The following is a 15,576-nucleotide window of genomic DNA, read 5'->3' as shown; positions in this document are numbered from 1 at the left end:
CGCGCCGCAGCGCGGCCCCCGCCGGTTCGGTGCGGGAGACGGTTGTTTCGATCACTGCAACTGAAACCGACGCGAACTTTTTACCCGTTCCCGCCCACGCAGCAGTATGGCTCGCGGTCTCGAGGACGCCGAGACGACCCCGGTACACGCCCTCGCCATCGGTTCGTCCGAGTGGATACGGACGGCAACGGCGGGGCTCGCCGACGAATCAGTTTTCGTGACCGACTCGGTCTCGACTGTGTCCGACCTCACCGACGAACGACTCGACGGGGCCGATTGCGTCCTGACTGACGACCGGGACGTTCTCGGCATCGTCGACGAGACGTATCCCGTCGTCTACGCCGTCGATCCGGCCCGAAACGAGTCGATCGACGACCTCCGCGGCGATCCCGAAGTGATCGCCAAGACGACGATTCAGGAGCCGCGGCTCCTGGCTCAGCGGCTCCAGCGGGCGGTCGAGTTCGCCGTGATGCAGCAATCGACGACCCAGCAGACGGAGTGGTACCAGACACTGATCGAACACTCGTCGGATCTCCTGCTCGTCGTCGACGCCGACGGTGAGATCACGTACATCAGTCCGGCAGTCGAGCGCGTTGGAGGATTCAATCCGGACGATCTCTGCGGGAACGACATACTCGAGTACGTCCATCCCGACGACAGTCAGGCAGTGGGCGACGAGTTCGACGCCCTCTGTGAGGCCGACTGCGGAACGACGCGGACCATCGAGTACACGTGTCGACATTCCGATGGCTACTGGTACGTCCACGAGGCCGTTCTAACGAACCGACTCGAGGACGGGATCATCGATGGCGTCATCGCGTCGATTCGGGATATCACCGAGCACCACCGCATCGAACAAGAGTTGAACGAGTCGTTCAAACGGGTCACCGACGCGTTCTACGCCCTCGACGCGGACTGGCGCTTTACCTACGTCAACGACCGCGCGATCGAGCAACTCGATTTCACCCGGTCCGATCTGCTCGGCCGACGAATCCTCGATGCGTTCCCGGAAATGGAGGGAACGGTGTTCCAGCGCGAGGCAATCGAGGCGATGGAGCAACAGGAGCCCCGAACGTTCGAGGGCTATCTGGATCGCTATGACGCCTGGATCGAGGCCCGTATCTACCCGTCGCCGTCGGGCATCTCCATCTACTGGCAGGACGTGACCGAGCGCGTCAAACGCGAGCGGGACTTGACCGAACGGACGGAACGCCTGCAGACGTTAGTCGAGAACGTCCCGGTCGTCCTGTTCGTCCTCGACGACGAGGGAACCTTCACGCTCTCGGAGGGACGCGGGCTCACAAATCTCGGCTTCGACTCGACGGACGTTGTCGGTCAGTCGTTCGTCGACCTGCTCGAGGAGTACCCGGACGCCTGTGCCGACGTGCGGAGAGCACTCGAGGGGGAGACAGTCCACTCGCAGCGACCGCTCGGGGACCGGGTCTTCGAGGCATGGTATCGGCCGATCACGGATGAGGACGGAGCCGTCGATCGAGTAATCGGCGTCGCGAACGACGTCACCGAACGGGTCCAGTACCAGGAGGCGCTCAACGCGTTACACGAGGCGACCAGTCATCTGCTGACCGTCGACTCGAAAGGGGACGCCTGCGAGTACATCGTCGACGTCGCGACCGACGTGCTGGATCTCGACAGCGTTGTCTACCGGTTCGACGACCAGCACAACGAACTCGTCTCGGCGGCGTGTTCGCCGGCCCTCGAGTCGGCGCTCGGTCCGCCCTCGCGGCTCCAGCCCAACGGAAGCATCGCCTGGGAGGCCTTCGTTACCGGCGAATCCGCCGTCTACGATGATATCAGTGACAAAGCCAACGTCTACGATGAGGCGACGGCCGCTCGGAGCGGTCTCTACGTTCCGCTGGGCGAACACGGGGTACTGGTCGCCCTCTCGACCGCTTCGGGCGAGTATCACGAGGACACCATCGAACTCGCCCAGCTGTTCGCGACAGCGGCGGAAGCCGCGCTCGATCGAATCGGCCGGACCCGTAGACTCCACGACCGCGAGCGCGAACTCCAACGACAGAACCGCCATCTCGAGCGGCTCAACGACGCCAACGAGGTGCGCCAGGACATCGAACAGCTACTCCTCTTGGCCGACTCCCGAGCCGAGATCGAACGCGGCGTTCCCGAGCGCCTCGCCGACCTCGAGTCGTGTTCGCTGGCCTGGATCGGCGAACCGGACCCGAGCGGGAACGAACTCGAGTCGCGGTCTCATGCCGGGTCCGATCGGGGCTATCTCGACGCAGTGACGGTGACGACGGTCGACGAGTCAGCCGCCGAACCGACGGGACGGGCGGCTCGGTCGCGAGAACCGGTCTCCGTCGACAACGTCGCCGCGTCGGTCCACGACGGCGAGTGGCGAGGCGATGCGCTGTCGCGAAACTTCCAGTCCGCGTACGCAGTCCCGCTCGTCTACGACGGGTTCCTCTACGGTGTCCTGTCGATCTACGGCGAGGACCGGGACGCGTTCGACGAGACGCTTCGATCGATGTTGGCGGAACTCGGCGAAACGATCGCCTATGCGATCGATGCCGTCAAGCGGAAGAACGCACTCGTGGGTGACGACTACACCGAAGTCGAACTCGAGGTTGCGGCCGACGAGACCCTCTGTCGGCTCGCAGACGTGCTCGACCGATCCGTTAGGTATGAGGGCGCAACGAGGCGGGAAGACGGGTCACAGATCGTATTCGTCGCCGTCGACGCACTCACAGACGATCCCGCAGTAGGTATCGATCGCGCTGCGGTCGACGGTATCTCCGGGATGTCGACGATCGCCGACCACGAGGACGAGACGCTCCTCCAGGTGCAACTGACCGATCCGTTCCTCGGGTCGATCGTCGATACGCACGGGGCGCGGTTGCGAGCGTTCGCCGCGGACCCGTCAGGGGTCGTGCCATCATCGACGTTCCGGAGACCGCCGAGATCCGTGACGTTCTCTCCGAAATCACCCGGAGCGGTCCAGCAGTGTCGATGGTCGCCCGACGCGAACAGTCCACGGAGAACCCGTCGACGCTCGGCGGCCCCGCGCGCAATGCCTTGCTCGAGCGGTTCACTGATCGACAGCGCGAAGTCGTCCAGACGGCGTACCACGGCGGGTTCTTCGAGTGGCCGCGACAGGCCAACGGCGAGGAAATCGCGTCATCGCTCGATATTTCCTCGCCCGCCTTTCACAAACACGTCCGGTCCGCCGAACGGAAGCTCTTTGCGGCGCTGTTCGAGGGGGCGGCTGCCACGGACGTTAACTGATTAACCACCCCTTCCGAAGACCATTACACAGTTAACGGTCAGGCTCTTTGCAAGGACTCGTGAACAGAGGGATAGCTTCCCACGGACGTACTGGGGGTACGTACAATAAATGACAGAGATGAGTTCACGATCGCCATCTACTTCGATAGGGGATCACTATGCCGTGCAGTATGATCGACTCGACGACGAACCGCTGAGCGTTGCCGTGGCGGACGCCGTCGCAACGTTCCAGAACGAAGCCGTCACCAAGCTCGAACCACTCCATTACTCGATCAACGCCGACGCGCTCGAGCGGCTGTTCGAACCGCGAGCGGATGGACTCCGGTCCAGTGGATCGGTGACGTTCGAGTACAGCGACTGTCTGGTAACAGTCACTGCGGACGGCGAGATCCGCGTCGAATCGGCGTAGCCGTCCCGTCCAAGGTTCATCGGACGGTTCGCATACTCGATGACTATCGCTTGGCATCGCTACGAAATCGATTGAGTACGAGCGACGGGTCCGATCAGTTCTCCTGACTCGAGGGTACCATTACGCTTGCAATCGCCGAACGCGAACACTCGTCAGCGTCGGCGGCGAGCATATCACGTGTGCGCGCTGCCATCGAACGCGATGACGCCACCGCTCCCACCGATCTGGATTGCCGACGAATCTCCTGACTGCACAGCAACTCCCTAATTTTAGCCAAATATAGGTGTACACTTATATTTTGGGTGGAGCGTTCCGAACCGGAATGTCGCTGATCCCGTTTATGCGATCACGGACTCGAGAAAGGGACGCAATGGCTCCCGATTCACTCCGTGCTGCCCTGATCGCAGTCACCCTCGGATCGCTGCTCGTTTTCTCGAGCGTTGCCACCGGGGCGGGTGCGATTTCCGGCCAGCCCGCAACTGTCGAACAGCCCGCACAAGCAACGCAGTCGTCGACGACAGACACAGCCAACGGGTCGTCGCCCACCGACAGTGCGGTCGTCGAGACGTTCACGGACCGCATGACGTCGCTGGACATGGTCGCAATGACCTACGAGATGAACATGACGTTCGATACCGACCGGACGACGACCACCGAACAGCAGATGTGGATAGATTCCGAGAATAACCGAACTCGGACGGAGAGCAGCTCCGAGCAGACCGAAACGATCACCGTCAGCAATGAGAGCGAGACGGTAACCTACGACGTCGAGAACAACCAAGTCAGTCGATTCGACCACTCCAGCGATACGAGCCCACAGTCGCCGGTCGAGCAACTGGTTACCGACAACGAGTTCACCTACGAAGGGCAGGAGTCCCTCGACGGCGAGGAGACCTATCGGCTGGACGTGAACCAAACGGACGGGGAGACGATGGCCGAATCCGTTGACACGACCCTCTGGCTTGACACGGACACCTACTTCCCCACCAAGATAGTACACGACGTGAGTGATGACGACTACGAGTACGAGATGGTCGTCGACATCCGAAACGTCAGCCTGAACGAGCCGATTTCCGACGAGCGGTTCACGATCGACATCCCCGAGGACGCGGAAACGCCCGACAATTCGCCGTTCGACCGAACGACCTACGATTCGCTCTCCGATCTTCGGGACGACACGAACCAGTCGATCACCTCTCCTGACGTGCCTGAACGATACAGTTTCGCGGAGGCAAGCGTCATCAAGAGTGACGACTTCTCGATGATCACGTTCCAGTACGTGACCGACAGTGACGACGTGGTCCACGTCACGAAACGTCCGGACAGTAGGAGTAGCTACGATTACGACCAGACCGACCGGTACGATGCAGTCGACGTCGGGGACCACACCGGCTATTACGCGGAGTTCGAGCACGACGGGGCCACCACGTCCATCCTACGTCTGAACTGTACGAACGCCGACTACAGCATCTCCGGTGACCTCTCGAAAGAAGAGAGTATCGACGTCGCCGAGTCGCTCCCGTGCGAGTAAGGCCCTGCTGACACGCCACTGCTCCCAGCACTGACGATCGTCCGGCCCGCTGGATGAACACCGCCCGTTTTTTCCATAGCTGACGGCTGCTTCGAGACGGTACCACTTCGACCGATAAGCGCAAAGCCGATCCGGGTGGCCGCTATCCCGGTCTGGAATTTGCGTTTCCACTAAACGTAAGCGGGTTCGCGTTGAACCCGAACCCATGATTAGTCAAATACTCGTCCCGATGGACGGGAGCGACCCCGCGACGGCAGCCCTCGAGCACGCGCTGGATATCGCCGCCGATCGGGAGGCGACGATCCAGTTGCTCTACGTCGCGGACACGAAAGAGCCGAGTCTGACCCGGCTCGGCACCGATGTCATCGATGTCCTCGAGCGGGAGGGTGATGAAATACTCGACGATGCCGCTGCGCTGGCGGCGGATCGGGGCGTGTCCGTCGTGACAAACGTCGTTCAGGGGGACCCGCGAACCGTGATCGCCGACCACGCCACTGCTGACGAGTTCGATCTCGTCGTAATGGGGCCCACGGACGGCGCGGCATCGGCGAGTACGTCCTCGGCAGCACCACGGACTGCGTCGTCAACCAGTGTTCGGTCCCCGTAGTGACCGTTCGCGCGGCCGAGGACGCGACGTGGACGTATCCCTATACAGATGTGCTCGTTCCGACCGACGGGAGCGACCACGCGGGGGCAGCGCTGGAGCTGGCATCGACGGTCGCCGAACGACACGACGCGACGTTACATCTACTGTCCGTCGTCGACGAACTCCCGGAGGTGTTCGATGCGGGGTCGACGCCGCTCCCAGAGCAACTCGAGGAGAACGTGCAGGCGGTTCTTGACGAGGCCAAAGCGACCGCGAAACGAGCGGGTGTCGTCGATATCAGAACCACCATTCGAGCCGGCTCGGTTCCACGAGAGATCACGTCGTACGCCGACACGGAGGGGATCAATCTCGTCGTGATGGGGACGCACGGTCACACCGGACTCGACCGCCACCTCCTCGGGAGCTTCACTGAGCGCGTGATTCGGACGTCACCGGTCCCCGTCCTCACCACGAGAGAGGCCGAGGTGGAAGACTGAACGAGTATTTGGACGGCTCTCGTCGCCGTTCGATCGGTCGACGGATGGCACTGTCAGGAATTGCAAACGACGAACAATGCTACCTCGGACGGCGGGAGAGTACGTAGTGAGATGATTGCCCGATCGCGCGCCTCGCTCGCTCGCGCCGGCTCGCTCCTCTCGCGAAACCGGCTCCGAGTCGCGTTTCTCGTCGTAATCGTCCTCTCGGCGGCCGTGGTCGCCAACGCGTCCACGAACAGCCTCTCGACGGCGTCGGCCGAGGACGTTCCGGACGCACCGCCGACGGAGAATCACACGGTCGTGACCGAGTCGGGTCGTGCCGGGACGATCACTGCCTACGCCCCCGACGGCGAGGTCGTCTACTACAACAACACGCGGACGAAGTACTTCGACGTCGACCCCGTCGAGAGCGAGCCGCTGACCGTCGAGTACACCGCGACGGACACGATCCACGACGAGGGACCGACCTGTAGCGACCCGCCGTGTGCGCTGAACGTCATCGAGCGCGCGAACCTCTCGACCGGCGAGGTTGAGGTGCTCTATGAGCGCTACGACTACAAGGAGACCGCCGGTGAGTGGCACGACGCGGACCGCATCAACGAGACCCACATCGTCGTCGCCGATATCGTCGCGGATCAGGTGTTCGTCGTGAACACCGAGACCGAGGTCGTCGAGTGGCTCTGGGACGCCCAGAGCGAGTTCCCCGTCGAGGGCGGCGGCGCGTATCCCGGTGACTGGGCGCATATCAACGACGTCGAATACATCGAGGACGGCGAGATGGAGGGCCGGATCATGGCCAGCCTGCGGAATCAGGATCAAGTCGTCTTCCTCGATCCAGCAGAGGGCCTGCTCGAGGACTGGACGCTCGGCGCGGAAAACGAGCACGATGTCCAGTACGAACAGCACAATCCCGATTACATCCCTGAAAGCCGGGGCGGGCCGGCTGTCGTCGTCGCAGACTCCGAGAACGGCCGCGTCCAGGAGTTCCAGCGCGAGGATGGCGAGTGGACCCGCACCTGGGAGTGGTCCGACGACCGGATGCAGTGGCCGCGTGACGCAGACCGCCTGCCGAACGGGAATACGCTCGTCACCGACACGCACGGCAACCGCGTCATAGAGATCAACGAGTCCGGCGATATCGTCTGGCAGGTCGAATCCACGCTCCCCTACGAGGCCGAACGCCTCGAGACCGGTGACGAGAGCGCAGGCGGGCACAGCGCCCGGGAACTCGGTCTCGAGTCGCGGACAGCGGCCGAGAGCGACGACGAAGGCGGGGATCTGTTCGGATTCGATCCGTTCGGGTTCCTCGGTGATCTCATCGAATCGATTCTCCCCCACCGGATCTACAACGGTCTCCTCTTCGCGACGCCGGTCTGGATCGGTCCGTCGGAGTTCGCGGCGATCGCCATCGCGCTCCTAACGGGACTGCTCTGGGTCGGCCTCGAGGTCAGGTGGCAACTCCGAGACGCCGGAGTCAGATTCCGGCTGCCGGTCTATCGTGAAGGCGACTGAGATCGACGAATGGTGTCGGAGAGTCGTTTTAGTGGCTTCGTTCGACCGTTCGCTGCGGGACGAATGATATGTACTGGGAAAGGATGTAACGCTGCCGGTTGTAACCCACTCAGTACCTGATATAAACCGCGTGCTGAATACAGAGAATACAGCAACATGGTACTGTCATTCATTACAAATATTCGGGTGGGAACGCTCACTGCATGTGCGTAACGACCATATCTCTCGAAGCAGTGGACATATTAATGACTGGCCCAGAGACACCGGGCAAATCCTCCCGTCAAAGTTCTCCAGAAGCTGTCCTTGAGCGTGTCACTGATGCTGTCTTCGCGCTTGATGAGGACTGGCGATTTACGTATTTTAACGACCGAGCCGAAGCCATGTTTCAGCGAGAGCAGGCGAAACTCCAGGGGAAGGGTATCTGGGAGGAGTTTCCCGTGATGACCGATTCGACATTCCAGTGGGAACTCGAACGTGCGATGGAGATTCAGGAACCTGTCAGGTTCGAGGCGTACTATCCGCCGCAGGATAGCTGGTTCGAGGTACGTGTCTACCCCTCTGAAACCGGTCTTTCAGTGTACGTACGCGACATCACTGACCCGGATGACCGTCAGCAGGAACTCGAGGAGCGTGAGCAAGCCCTCCGGCGTGCTTCTGATGTGATGGCGGCCCCAGACCAACCGTTCTCCCAGCAGATTACATTGCTCCTCGAAGTGGTCCGCACGGCAATCGGGACCAAGTTCGCGACGCTCTCGTGCGTTAATGAAGATTATGGCGAGTACATTTTTGAGCACGTGGCTACTCCGGAGGAGGTGGACCTCGAGTCAGGTGACACGACGCCGCTGGAGACCCTTCCCAACTGTTCGCATGTCGTCGAGACTGCGGAGACGCTCGTCCTCCAGGACGTTGCGGCGGAGGCTCCAGAATTGGTCGACCCTGAGTGGGGTATTTCCTGTTATCTCGGTACACCGGTCATCGTACACGGAGAAGTGTACGGAACGTTCTGCTTCTACGGGATGGAGGCACGGACCGAGGAGTTTTCCGATTGGGAAGTGGCGTTTGTCGGCCTGCTCAGTAACTGGGTGAGCAATGAACTCGAGCGCAAGGCGTATGAGCGAGAGCTCGAGGAGTCCAACGAGGAGTTAGAGCAGTTCGCCTATGCCGCCTCGCACGACCTCCAAGAGCCGTTGCGGATGGTCACGAGTTACCTTGAACTCATCGACCGTCGCTACAGCGATGACCTCGACGAGGACGGCCGGGAGTTCATCGACTTCGCCGTCGACGGTGCCGACCGGATGCGTGACATGATCGATGGGTTGCTCGAGTATTCGCGGGTTGAAACACAAGGCGATTCATTCGAGGTGGTTAATCTGAACGATGTTCTCGAGGATGTGCGCGAGGACCTCCAGGTGAAAATCGAGGAGGACGACGCGGAGATAGTCTCGGAGGATCTCCCCTGCGTCGAAGGCGACACCGACCAACTCCGGCAGGTGTTCCAAAATCTGCTGGATAACGCTATCGAGTATAGTGGCGAGGAGCCACCGCGGGTTCATGTCGCGGCCGAGCAGGCAGACGACGAGTGGACGGTATCGGTTCGCGACGAGGGTGTTGGTATCGACCCCACGGATACCGACCGCGTTTTCGACGTATTCCAGAGCCTCCACACTCAAGTGGAGGGTGGGGGGACGGGAATCGGGCTAGCGCTGTGCGAGCGCATCATCGAGCGCCACGGCGGCGACATTGGATCGACTCCGACCCTGGCAAGGGGACAACGGTGTCTTGTACTCTTCCGGTAGCAGTTGACTCCGATAACTAAGTACGTATTACTAACCGATTATTTCCAGCGTCTAACTCGAGAAATCACGGCCGCTTTGACGTTTTCAGACGCCCTCAGACGAGGAGATAGCCGCCGAACAGGTAGAGCGCGGCGAGGATCGACTGGAAGGACAGCGAACCGGCCGCCGACAGCACGAGGAACGACCGCCGATCCATCTCCGATAACCCGGCGGGAACGGTGAGCAGCCCCCGGACGAACAGCATCGTATTGCTCACCGGAACGGCGACGGGTCCCCAGCGGTCGAACCAGCCGTCGAACCGCTCGAGTCGCGACTCGCTGATCGGGACCCACCGCGTCTGCATGATGTACTCCCGGCCGGCGCGCCGGACGAGACCGAATAGAAGCAGTTGTCCGATGGTCGTCCCGACGACCGCGAGGACGACGATCGCGACCGCCTCGGCGATCGACGAGCCGATCAGTGCCAGCGCAGCCGGCACGACGAGTTCGCTGGGCATGAACCGCAGCAACATCGCTCCCTCGAGGACACAGACGCCGAACAGGATCGCGAATCCGATCTCCGAGGTGAACAGCGACTCGAGCCAGGGCGGCGTCTCTGTGAGTTGGAGCGGGACCATTGGTGATCGGAATCCGCCTTCAAGATGACTCCGTTCGGCGACTGAAATCGTGGGCTTGCAGTTGCAGCCCGCGTAAGTACCCGCACTCGCACGCTCGCTCGAGCGACGATCGGTACGGAAGTCAGGATCGAATCGCCGAGGGACACAAGGTATATTCCACTTCCAGTCGAAGGTCGAACCAATGGAGGGAGGGCGGATTCTCTTTCTGACAGTCGCGTTCGCGACACACGCTGCCGTCGGCATCGCGCTCGCTCGCGGATTCACCGGCGTCGGCCCGCGGACGGGGGCGTGGATGGGTATTGTTTTCGCGCTTCTCCCGGACGCGGACTTCCTCTTTCCGGCCGACTGGGGGTGGCCGTTCGTCCACCGCGGGATCACACACTCGCCGCTGTTCGCGCTGGTGGTCGTCGCCGGCGTATACGCAGTGGCGGTCGGGACGGCCGGCGTTCGTCGAGCGCGGGCGACCGCGCTCGCCGCCGCGCTCGCGATCAGTTCACACCTCCTCATCGACGCGCTGTCGCCGATGGGCATTCAGTGGCTGTTCCCGGTCAGGACGACGTGGAGTCCCGGCCTTGATGTCCACGGCGTGATCGCGACGACCGTGCTTTGGTCGGTCTCGCTGGGGATTCTCGCGTTGCGGACGAATGATCTGGACGGCGTCAGCGAGTGGGCCCGGACCGACGATACCTCTCAGCAACGGTCGAATTAACCGGCGGGCGTCACCAGGACCGGCCGATAGATCGCCAGCAGCAACGCCCCTAGTAACGCTGCCGACCCGACGAGCAGGAACGCCCGATTGAGCCCCTCGTTCTTCGATTTGAACCAGTTGAGCGTCATGTGGGCCCGCGAGACGGGCGCAAACGGGCTGATCCCCATCGGCGTCACGACGTCTCCCACGAGGTGGGCGAGGATCCCACACGTCCCTATGACGAACCCGAAGCCGAAGGTGAACCCGCCACCGGAACCGAAACTCGAGCGGGCAACGAGTACCGTCCCGGCACCGGCTATCAGACCGAATAGGAGGGCGAACCAGACAGTATGGGTCGGCCCACGGTGGTCGATCCACGGAATCCCTTGATCAAAGTCGGGGAGGGTCGCCGCGGCAAGTGCCAGCACCGCTCCCCAGAGGGCCGCCTCGAGCGAGTAGCTGGCGCTGACGAGTGGGACAAAGGGTGCATACAGGAGCGCATTGAATCCGGCGTGGCCGTCTCGGTACATCGATTTCGGGCGGTTGTTCGCATTCGGGCCTCGGACGGGTTAACTGCTCGGAACCGGCCAATTTCGACTCACTGTACCCGCCCGATTCCCAGCGCCGACACCGAGATACCACCGATGAGGATCGGCATCCAGTAGACCGCGCCTCTGAAGAGCAGCACGGCCGCCGTGACGGCCGACGCTTCGATCCCCGTCGTCGGGACGAGCAGCGTGACGAATGCGGCCTCGATCCCACCGAGTCCGCCCGGGAGCGGGGCTGCACCGGCGATATTCGCGAGCGGAATCGCGAATAACAGGACGTACACCGGGACGCTGTGCCCCAGCGCGGCGAATGCCGCCAGCAGCGCCGCGGTCTGAAAGAGCCAGCCACACAGCGAGAGTCCGATAATCGCGCCGAGACGCCACCGGTTCGTCGCGATCCGTTCGATGTTCTCGAAGAACCGCCCCATTCGGTCTGTGAGGTCGTCCTCGAGCGTGTCCGAATCGAATCGCTCGAGGCCGAGTCGACCGATACGGGGCGCGATGACGGCTGGGACTCGCTCGATGATCGCGTCCCGGTACCGCCAGACGAGCCCCATCGCGAGCAAGATTGCGCTGATCAGCACGACGGCCGATCCGACGGCCGTCTCGAGGCGGTCGCCGATGGCGGCGGTGGTCGCGTAGTAGCCGACGCCGACGAAGACGAGCGAAATCGAGGGGATGACGTTGAGGACGTCGACGCTCGCGATCCCAACGAGTCCGGTCTCGTAGCGTGAGTCGGAGACCTTCGAGATGAGCAGCGCCGCGACCGGTTCGCCGCCGGCCTGACCGAACGGGGTGACGTTGTTGGCGAAGACGGCCCCGGCGTAGACGAAAAACGACCTGATGAGTGGAATCTCGATGCCGAGCGTGGCGAGGACGGTTCGGAGCATTAGGCTCCAGACGGCCAGCCAACAGAGCGCGAGACCGAACGTCGCCGCGACGAGGAAGGGGTCGGCTGAGAGCAACGAGTCGAGAATCGGGCGTGCACCGACGATGAAAAACAGGACGGCGAGGACCGCGATCGCACCGAAGGCTCCGATGAGATATGCACGCCGGTTTCGCTCGTCCATGGCTGGTATGAATCATCAGGTGACTTGAAACGTCTGATTGCTGCCAGCCCTTGCTTCGATCGATTGCTGACTCTCGGTCGATCTCTCTTTCCGGCTCTCGCGGTCGAATCTGGAACGGGCGTGATTCGGCGCTACCAATCGAGTATTATCCGTCGGCGGCACACGGAGAGATCGGTTACTGACCAGTCACCGGCTTTCGTACCGGCTTTTGGAGCCGCTCGCACCGATGAAACCGATACGCGGTCTCGAGGCGGGGAGATCGACTCAACTGTTGAACACGGGTCAATGATCCACTACGACAGTGTGCAGTCGGTTTCCGTGGTGTACCTGCTCCATAACAAATTGCGGACCGTCCGAGTAACGCAGTAGTCCCATGACCGATCTCGCTCTCCCGGCAGCGTCGTCTTTGCTCTCCAGCGACGGGGTGTACTCACGGTCGACGGCTCGAGGAAGCGGAGCGGACCCTGCGAGGCGAGACGAGACGGCTCCGTCGAACGTCCTGTTCGTCGTCCTGGACACGGTCCGGAAGGATCACCTCGGCCCGTACGGCTACGAACGGGAGACGGCGCCCACCCTCTCGCGGTTCGCTGAGGAGGCGACCATTTTCGAGTCGGCGGTCGCGCCCGCACCGTGGACGTTACCGGTCCACGCTTCGCTGTTTACCGGTCTCTATCCGAGCCAACACGGGGCCGATCAGGGGAGTCCGTACCTTGACAACGTCACGACCCTCGCATCGGCCCTGTCGTCTGCAGGGTACGACACGGCATGTTACTCCTCGAACGCGTGGATCACCCCCTACACCAGCCTCACCGACGGGTTCGACGAGCATGACTCGTTCTTCGAAATACTGCCTCGAGACGTGCTCTCTGGGCCGCTGGCGAGCGCGTGGCAGACCGTCAACGACAATGACTACCTCCGCGAGCTGGCGTCGACGCTCGTCAGGCTCGGGGCGATGGCACACGAACGACTGGCGAGCGGTGAAGGGGCCGACACGAAGACACCGTCGGTCATCGATCGGACGAGGTCCTTCGTCGACGACAGCGAGAGCGACCGGGGCTGGTTCGCGTTCGTCAACCTGATGGACGCCCACCTGCCGTACTACCCGCCCGCCGAGTACCGCGAGGCGTTCGCTCCCGGCGTCGATCCGGACGCCGTCTGTCAGAACTCGAAGGAGTACAACGCCGGCGTCCGGGACATCGACGACGAGGAGTGGGACGACATTCGGGGGCTGTACGACGCCGAGATCGCCCACATGGACGCCGAACTCGGTCGCTTATTCGACTGGCTGCGCGCGACCGACCAGTGGGAAGAGACGACCGTCGTCGTCTGTGCGGACCACGGCGAACTCCACGGCGAGCACGACCTCTACGGTCACGAGTTCGCGCTCTACGACGAACTGATCAACGTCCCGCTGCTGGTGAAACACCCCACCCTCGAGGCCGGGCGGCGCGACGATCTCGTCGAATTGCTCGACCTCTATCACACGACCCTCGATGCGCTGGCAGTCGATCCCGACACTGTGGTCGGGACGAGGACGGAGAACGGCCCTGTCGCTCGCGACCCGACACGTTCGCTGCTCTCGAGCGAGTATAGAGCCTTCGACGGGGCCACGGATCCGGATCCCGGCCAGCAGGCCGTTCTGGATGGCAACGACGATACTGAGTACGCGTTCGTGGAGTACGCCCAACCGGTCATCGAACTCCACCACTTGGAGCAGAAGGCCAGCGAGGCCGGAGCCACGCTCCCGGCGGATCACCGGGCCTACTCGCGACTTCGGGCCGCCCGCAGCACCGACGCGAAGTATGTCCGCGCCGATCTCGTACCGGACGAAGGCTATCGGCTCGACGACGATCCGCGCGAGGAGTCACCGATCGACCCGATGGACGACGACGTCGTCGCCGCGACCGAACGGGCACTCGCCCGATTCGAGGACGCCGTCGGCGGTGCATGGGACGATCCGAGTGAGATGGTCGCCGACGACGCGGACGTCCTGGCCGACGCCGACGAGGCGACTCAGGATCGGCTCCGCGAACTCGGCTATCTCGAGTGAATCACCGAATCGACCTGCCGGCGGAAACAGGTGCAAGTGCGGATAAACCGGGTCTATCGGGGCGATAACGGTGACTTTCAAGAACCAATAAGAATACAGGGGTCGAATCGAAAGGTAGCCGCAACGAATGGACGACCAGCACTTCCTCGAGTCGGAGTGGGACTACTGTCTGGTGCTGGATGCGTGCCGGTACGACGTGTTCAGCGACGTTTACGACGAGTACCTCGACGGGACCTTAGAGAAGCGCTGGAGTACGGGTTCCTCGACACCGGAGTGGGCGTATCGGACTTTCACCGACGAGCACGATATCGCGTACTTTTCGGGGAATCCCTTCATCAACGATCTCGGGATTCCGCTGAACGAACTCAAGTGGGGGGCGAGTTGCGACTACGAGTGGTCGGCATCCAATCACATCAGCAACGTCTTCGACGTGTGGAAGTCCGGTTGGGACGATGATCTCGGAACGGTGCCACCCGAGAGTATGGCGGAGGCGTTCCGAAACAACCCCGAGGCCGTCGAGGGGGCCGAGCGGACGGTAATTCACTACATGCAGCCACACGCCCCCTACCTCTCCCGCGGAAAGGGACAGAAGCTCAAGCAGATCCAGAAGGGGATCCGCAAACAGGAGGAGGCCGAAAAGGGCGACGGCGGTGACGATAGCGGTGCGCTCTCGTCGCTCGGCGACTCGATCCGGCCGAAAGTCGAGAACACACTCGAGGGCAGCGAACTCGCCCAGAAGGCAGGACTCTGGCTCGAACTCGACCCGGCCGATCTCGTCAAGAACGGGACGCGAGAGGCAGCGTTGGAACTGTACGAGGAGAACCTCCGGATCGCACTCGAGTCCGTCGCCGACCTAGTCGAGGAACTGGACGGCCGCGTCGTCGTGACCGCCGACCACGGGGAGGCATTCGGCGAGGAGGGGGTCTGGGAACACCATATCGAAACACACATCCCGCCGCTCATGGAGGTACCGTGGCTCGAAGTCGCGTAGATCCTGCATGTTCGGACGGGG

Annotated in this window: 10 protein-coding genes and 2 pseudogenes; 9 read left to right on the top strand and 3 right to left on the bottom strand. The window is 62.4% G+C overall.

Features of this window, described 5'->3' with window-relative positions:
* Positions 1–106 precede the first annotated feature (106 nt).
* From K6I40_RS10235 to K6I40_RS10210, 6 genes and pseudogenes are all read left to right on the top strand, one after another.
* Positions 107–3,261: pseudogene (locus tag K6I40_RS10235) on the top strand (PAS domain S-box protein).
* 109 nt (positions 3,262–3,370) lie between these two features.
* On the top strand, positions 3,371–3,670 hold the full coding sequence (locus K6I40_RS10230) for a HalOD1 output domain-containing protein (RefSeq protein WP_222918914.1): 300 nt from the start codon (positions 3,371–3,373) through the stop codon (positions 3,668–3,670).
* A gap of 370 nt (positions 3,671–4,040) precedes the next feature.
* Positions 4,041–5,201 carry a DUF4367 domain-containing protein gene (locus K6I40_RS10225; RefSeq protein ID WP_222918913.1) on the top strand — a complete coding sequence of 387 codons (1,161 nt, stop codon included), beginning with the start codon at positions 4,041–4,043 and terminating at the stop codon, positions 5,199–5,201.
* 205 nt (positions 5,202–5,406) lie between these two features.
* Positions 5,407–6,284: pseudogene (locus tag K6I40_RS10220) on the top strand (universal stress protein).
* A gap of 111 nt (positions 6,285–6,395) precedes the next feature.
* Positions 6,396–7,796: an aryl-sulfate sulfotransferase gene (locus tag K6I40_RS10215; protein WP_222918912.1), complete on the top strand. Its 1,401-nt coding sequence runs from the start codon at positions 6,396–6,398 to the stop codon at positions 7,794–7,796.
* A 245-nt stretch (positions 7,797–8,041) separates the two neighbouring features.
* Positions 8,042–9,592 (top strand): ATP-binding protein, encoded by a 1,551-nt coding sequence (locus K6I40_RS10210; RefSeq protein WP_345779429.1) that lies wholly within the window; start codon positions 8,042–8,044, stop codon positions 9,590–9,592.
* Between the two features lie 94 nt (positions 9,593–9,686).
* Here K6I40_RS10210 and K6I40_RS10205 read toward each other — a convergent pair whose 3' ends face one another.
* The gene (locus tag K6I40_RS10205; protein WP_222918911.1) at positions 9,687–10,208 is read right to left on the bottom strand and encodes a VTT domain-containing protein; all 522 of its coding nucleotides are present in this window, start codon (positions 10,206–10,208) and stop codon (positions 9,687–9,689) included.
* 181 nt (positions 10,209–10,389) lie between these two features.
* Between K6I40_RS10205 and K6I40_RS10200 the strand changes: the two genes are divergently transcribed.
* Positions 10,390–10,917 (top strand): metal-dependent hydrolase, encoded by a 528-nt coding sequence (locus tag K6I40_RS10200; RefSeq protein ID WP_222918910.1) that lies wholly within the window; start codon positions 10,390–10,392, stop codon positions 10,915–10,917.
* On the opposite strand, the gene K6I40_RS10195 is transcribed toward K6I40_RS10200, so the two are convergent.
* Both K6I40_RS10195 and K6I40_RS10190 read right to left on the bottom strand, forming a co-directional pair.
* Positions 10,914–11,426: a metal-dependent hydrolase gene (locus K6I40_RS10195; protein ID WP_222918909.1), complete on the bottom strand. Its 513-nt coding sequence runs from the start codon at positions 11,424–11,426 to the stop codon at positions 10,914–10,916. The two genes, K6I40_RS10200 and K6I40_RS10195, sit on opposite strands and share 4 nt — an antisense overlap.
* A gap of 68 nt (positions 11,427–11,494) precedes the next feature.
* Complete coding sequence (locus tag K6I40_RS10190; protein WP_222918908.1) at positions 11,495–12,514, bottom strand: lysylphosphatidylglycerol synthase transmembrane domain-containing protein; 1,020 nt, start codon at positions 12,512–12,514, stop codon at positions 11,495–11,497.
* A 373-nt stretch (positions 12,515–12,887) separates the two neighbouring features.
* Between K6I40_RS10190 and K6I40_RS10185 the strand changes: the two genes are divergently transcribed.
* Positions 12,888–14,564 (top strand): sulfatase, encoded by a 1,677-nt coding sequence (locus K6I40_RS10185; RefSeq protein WP_222918907.1) that lies wholly within the window; start codon positions 12,888–12,890, stop codon positions 14,562–14,564.
* A 127-nt stretch (positions 14,565–14,691) separates the two neighbouring features.
* Positions 14,692–15,555 (top strand): hypothetical protein, encoded by an 864-nt coding sequence (locus K6I40_RS10180; RefSeq protein WP_222918906.1) that lies wholly within the window; start codon positions 14,692–14,694, stop codon positions 15,553–15,555.
* Positions 15,556–15,576: the final 21 nt, after the last annotated feature.

The organism is Natrinema sp. SYSU A 869 (assembly GCF_019879105.1).
Lineage (GTDB): Archaea > Halobacteriota > Halobacteria > Halobacteriales > Natrialbaceae > Natrinema.
This window is presented reverse-complemented; position numbering and strand designations above follow the sequence as displayed.

What these genes read in the sequence shown, in the direction of transcription:
- K6I40_RS10225 (WP_222918913.1), top strand. Translation starts at nt 4,041, where the DNA reads ATGGCTCCCGATTCACTCCGTGCTGCCCTGATCGCAGTCACCCTCGGA.
- K6I40_RS10185 (WP_222918907.1), top strand. Translation starts at nt 12,888, where the DNA reads ATGACCGATCTCGCTCTCCCGGCAGCGTCGTCTTTGCTCTCCAGCGAC.
- K6I40_RS10190 (WP_222918908.1), bottom strand. Translation starts at nt 12,514, where the DNA reads ATGGACGAGCGAAACCGGCGTGCATATCTCATCGGAGCCTTCGGTGCG.
- K6I40_RS10215 (WP_222918912.1), top strand. Translation starts at nt 6,396, where the DNA reads ATGATTGCCCGATCGCGCGCCTCGCTCGCTCGCGCCGGCTCGCTCCTC.
- K6I40_RS10180 (WP_222918906.1), top strand. Translation starts at nt 14,692, where the DNA reads ATGGACGACCAGCACTTCCTCGAGTCGGAGTGGGACTACTGTCTGGTG.
- K6I40_RS10205 (WP_222918911.1), bottom strand. Translation starts at nt 10,208, where the DNA reads ATGGTCCCGCTCCAACTCACAGAGACGCCGCCCTGGCTCGAGTCGCTG.
- K6I40_RS10210 (WP_345779429.1), top strand. Translation starts at nt 8,042, where the DNA reads ATGACTGGCCCAGAGACACCGGGCAAATCCTCCCGTCAAAGTTCTCCA.
- K6I40_RS10200 (WP_222918910.1), top strand. Translation starts at nt 10,390, where the DNA reads ATGGAGGGAGGGCGGATTCTCTTTCTGACAGTCGCGTTCGCGACACAC.
- K6I40_RS10230 (WP_222918914.1), top strand. Translation starts at nt 3,371, where the DNA reads ATGACAGAGATGAGTTCACGATCGCCATCTACTTCGATAGGGGATCAC.
- K6I40_RS10195 (WP_222918909.1), bottom strand. Translation starts at nt 11,426, where the DNA reads ATGTACCGAGACGGCCACGCCGGATTCAATGCGCTCCTGTATGCACCC.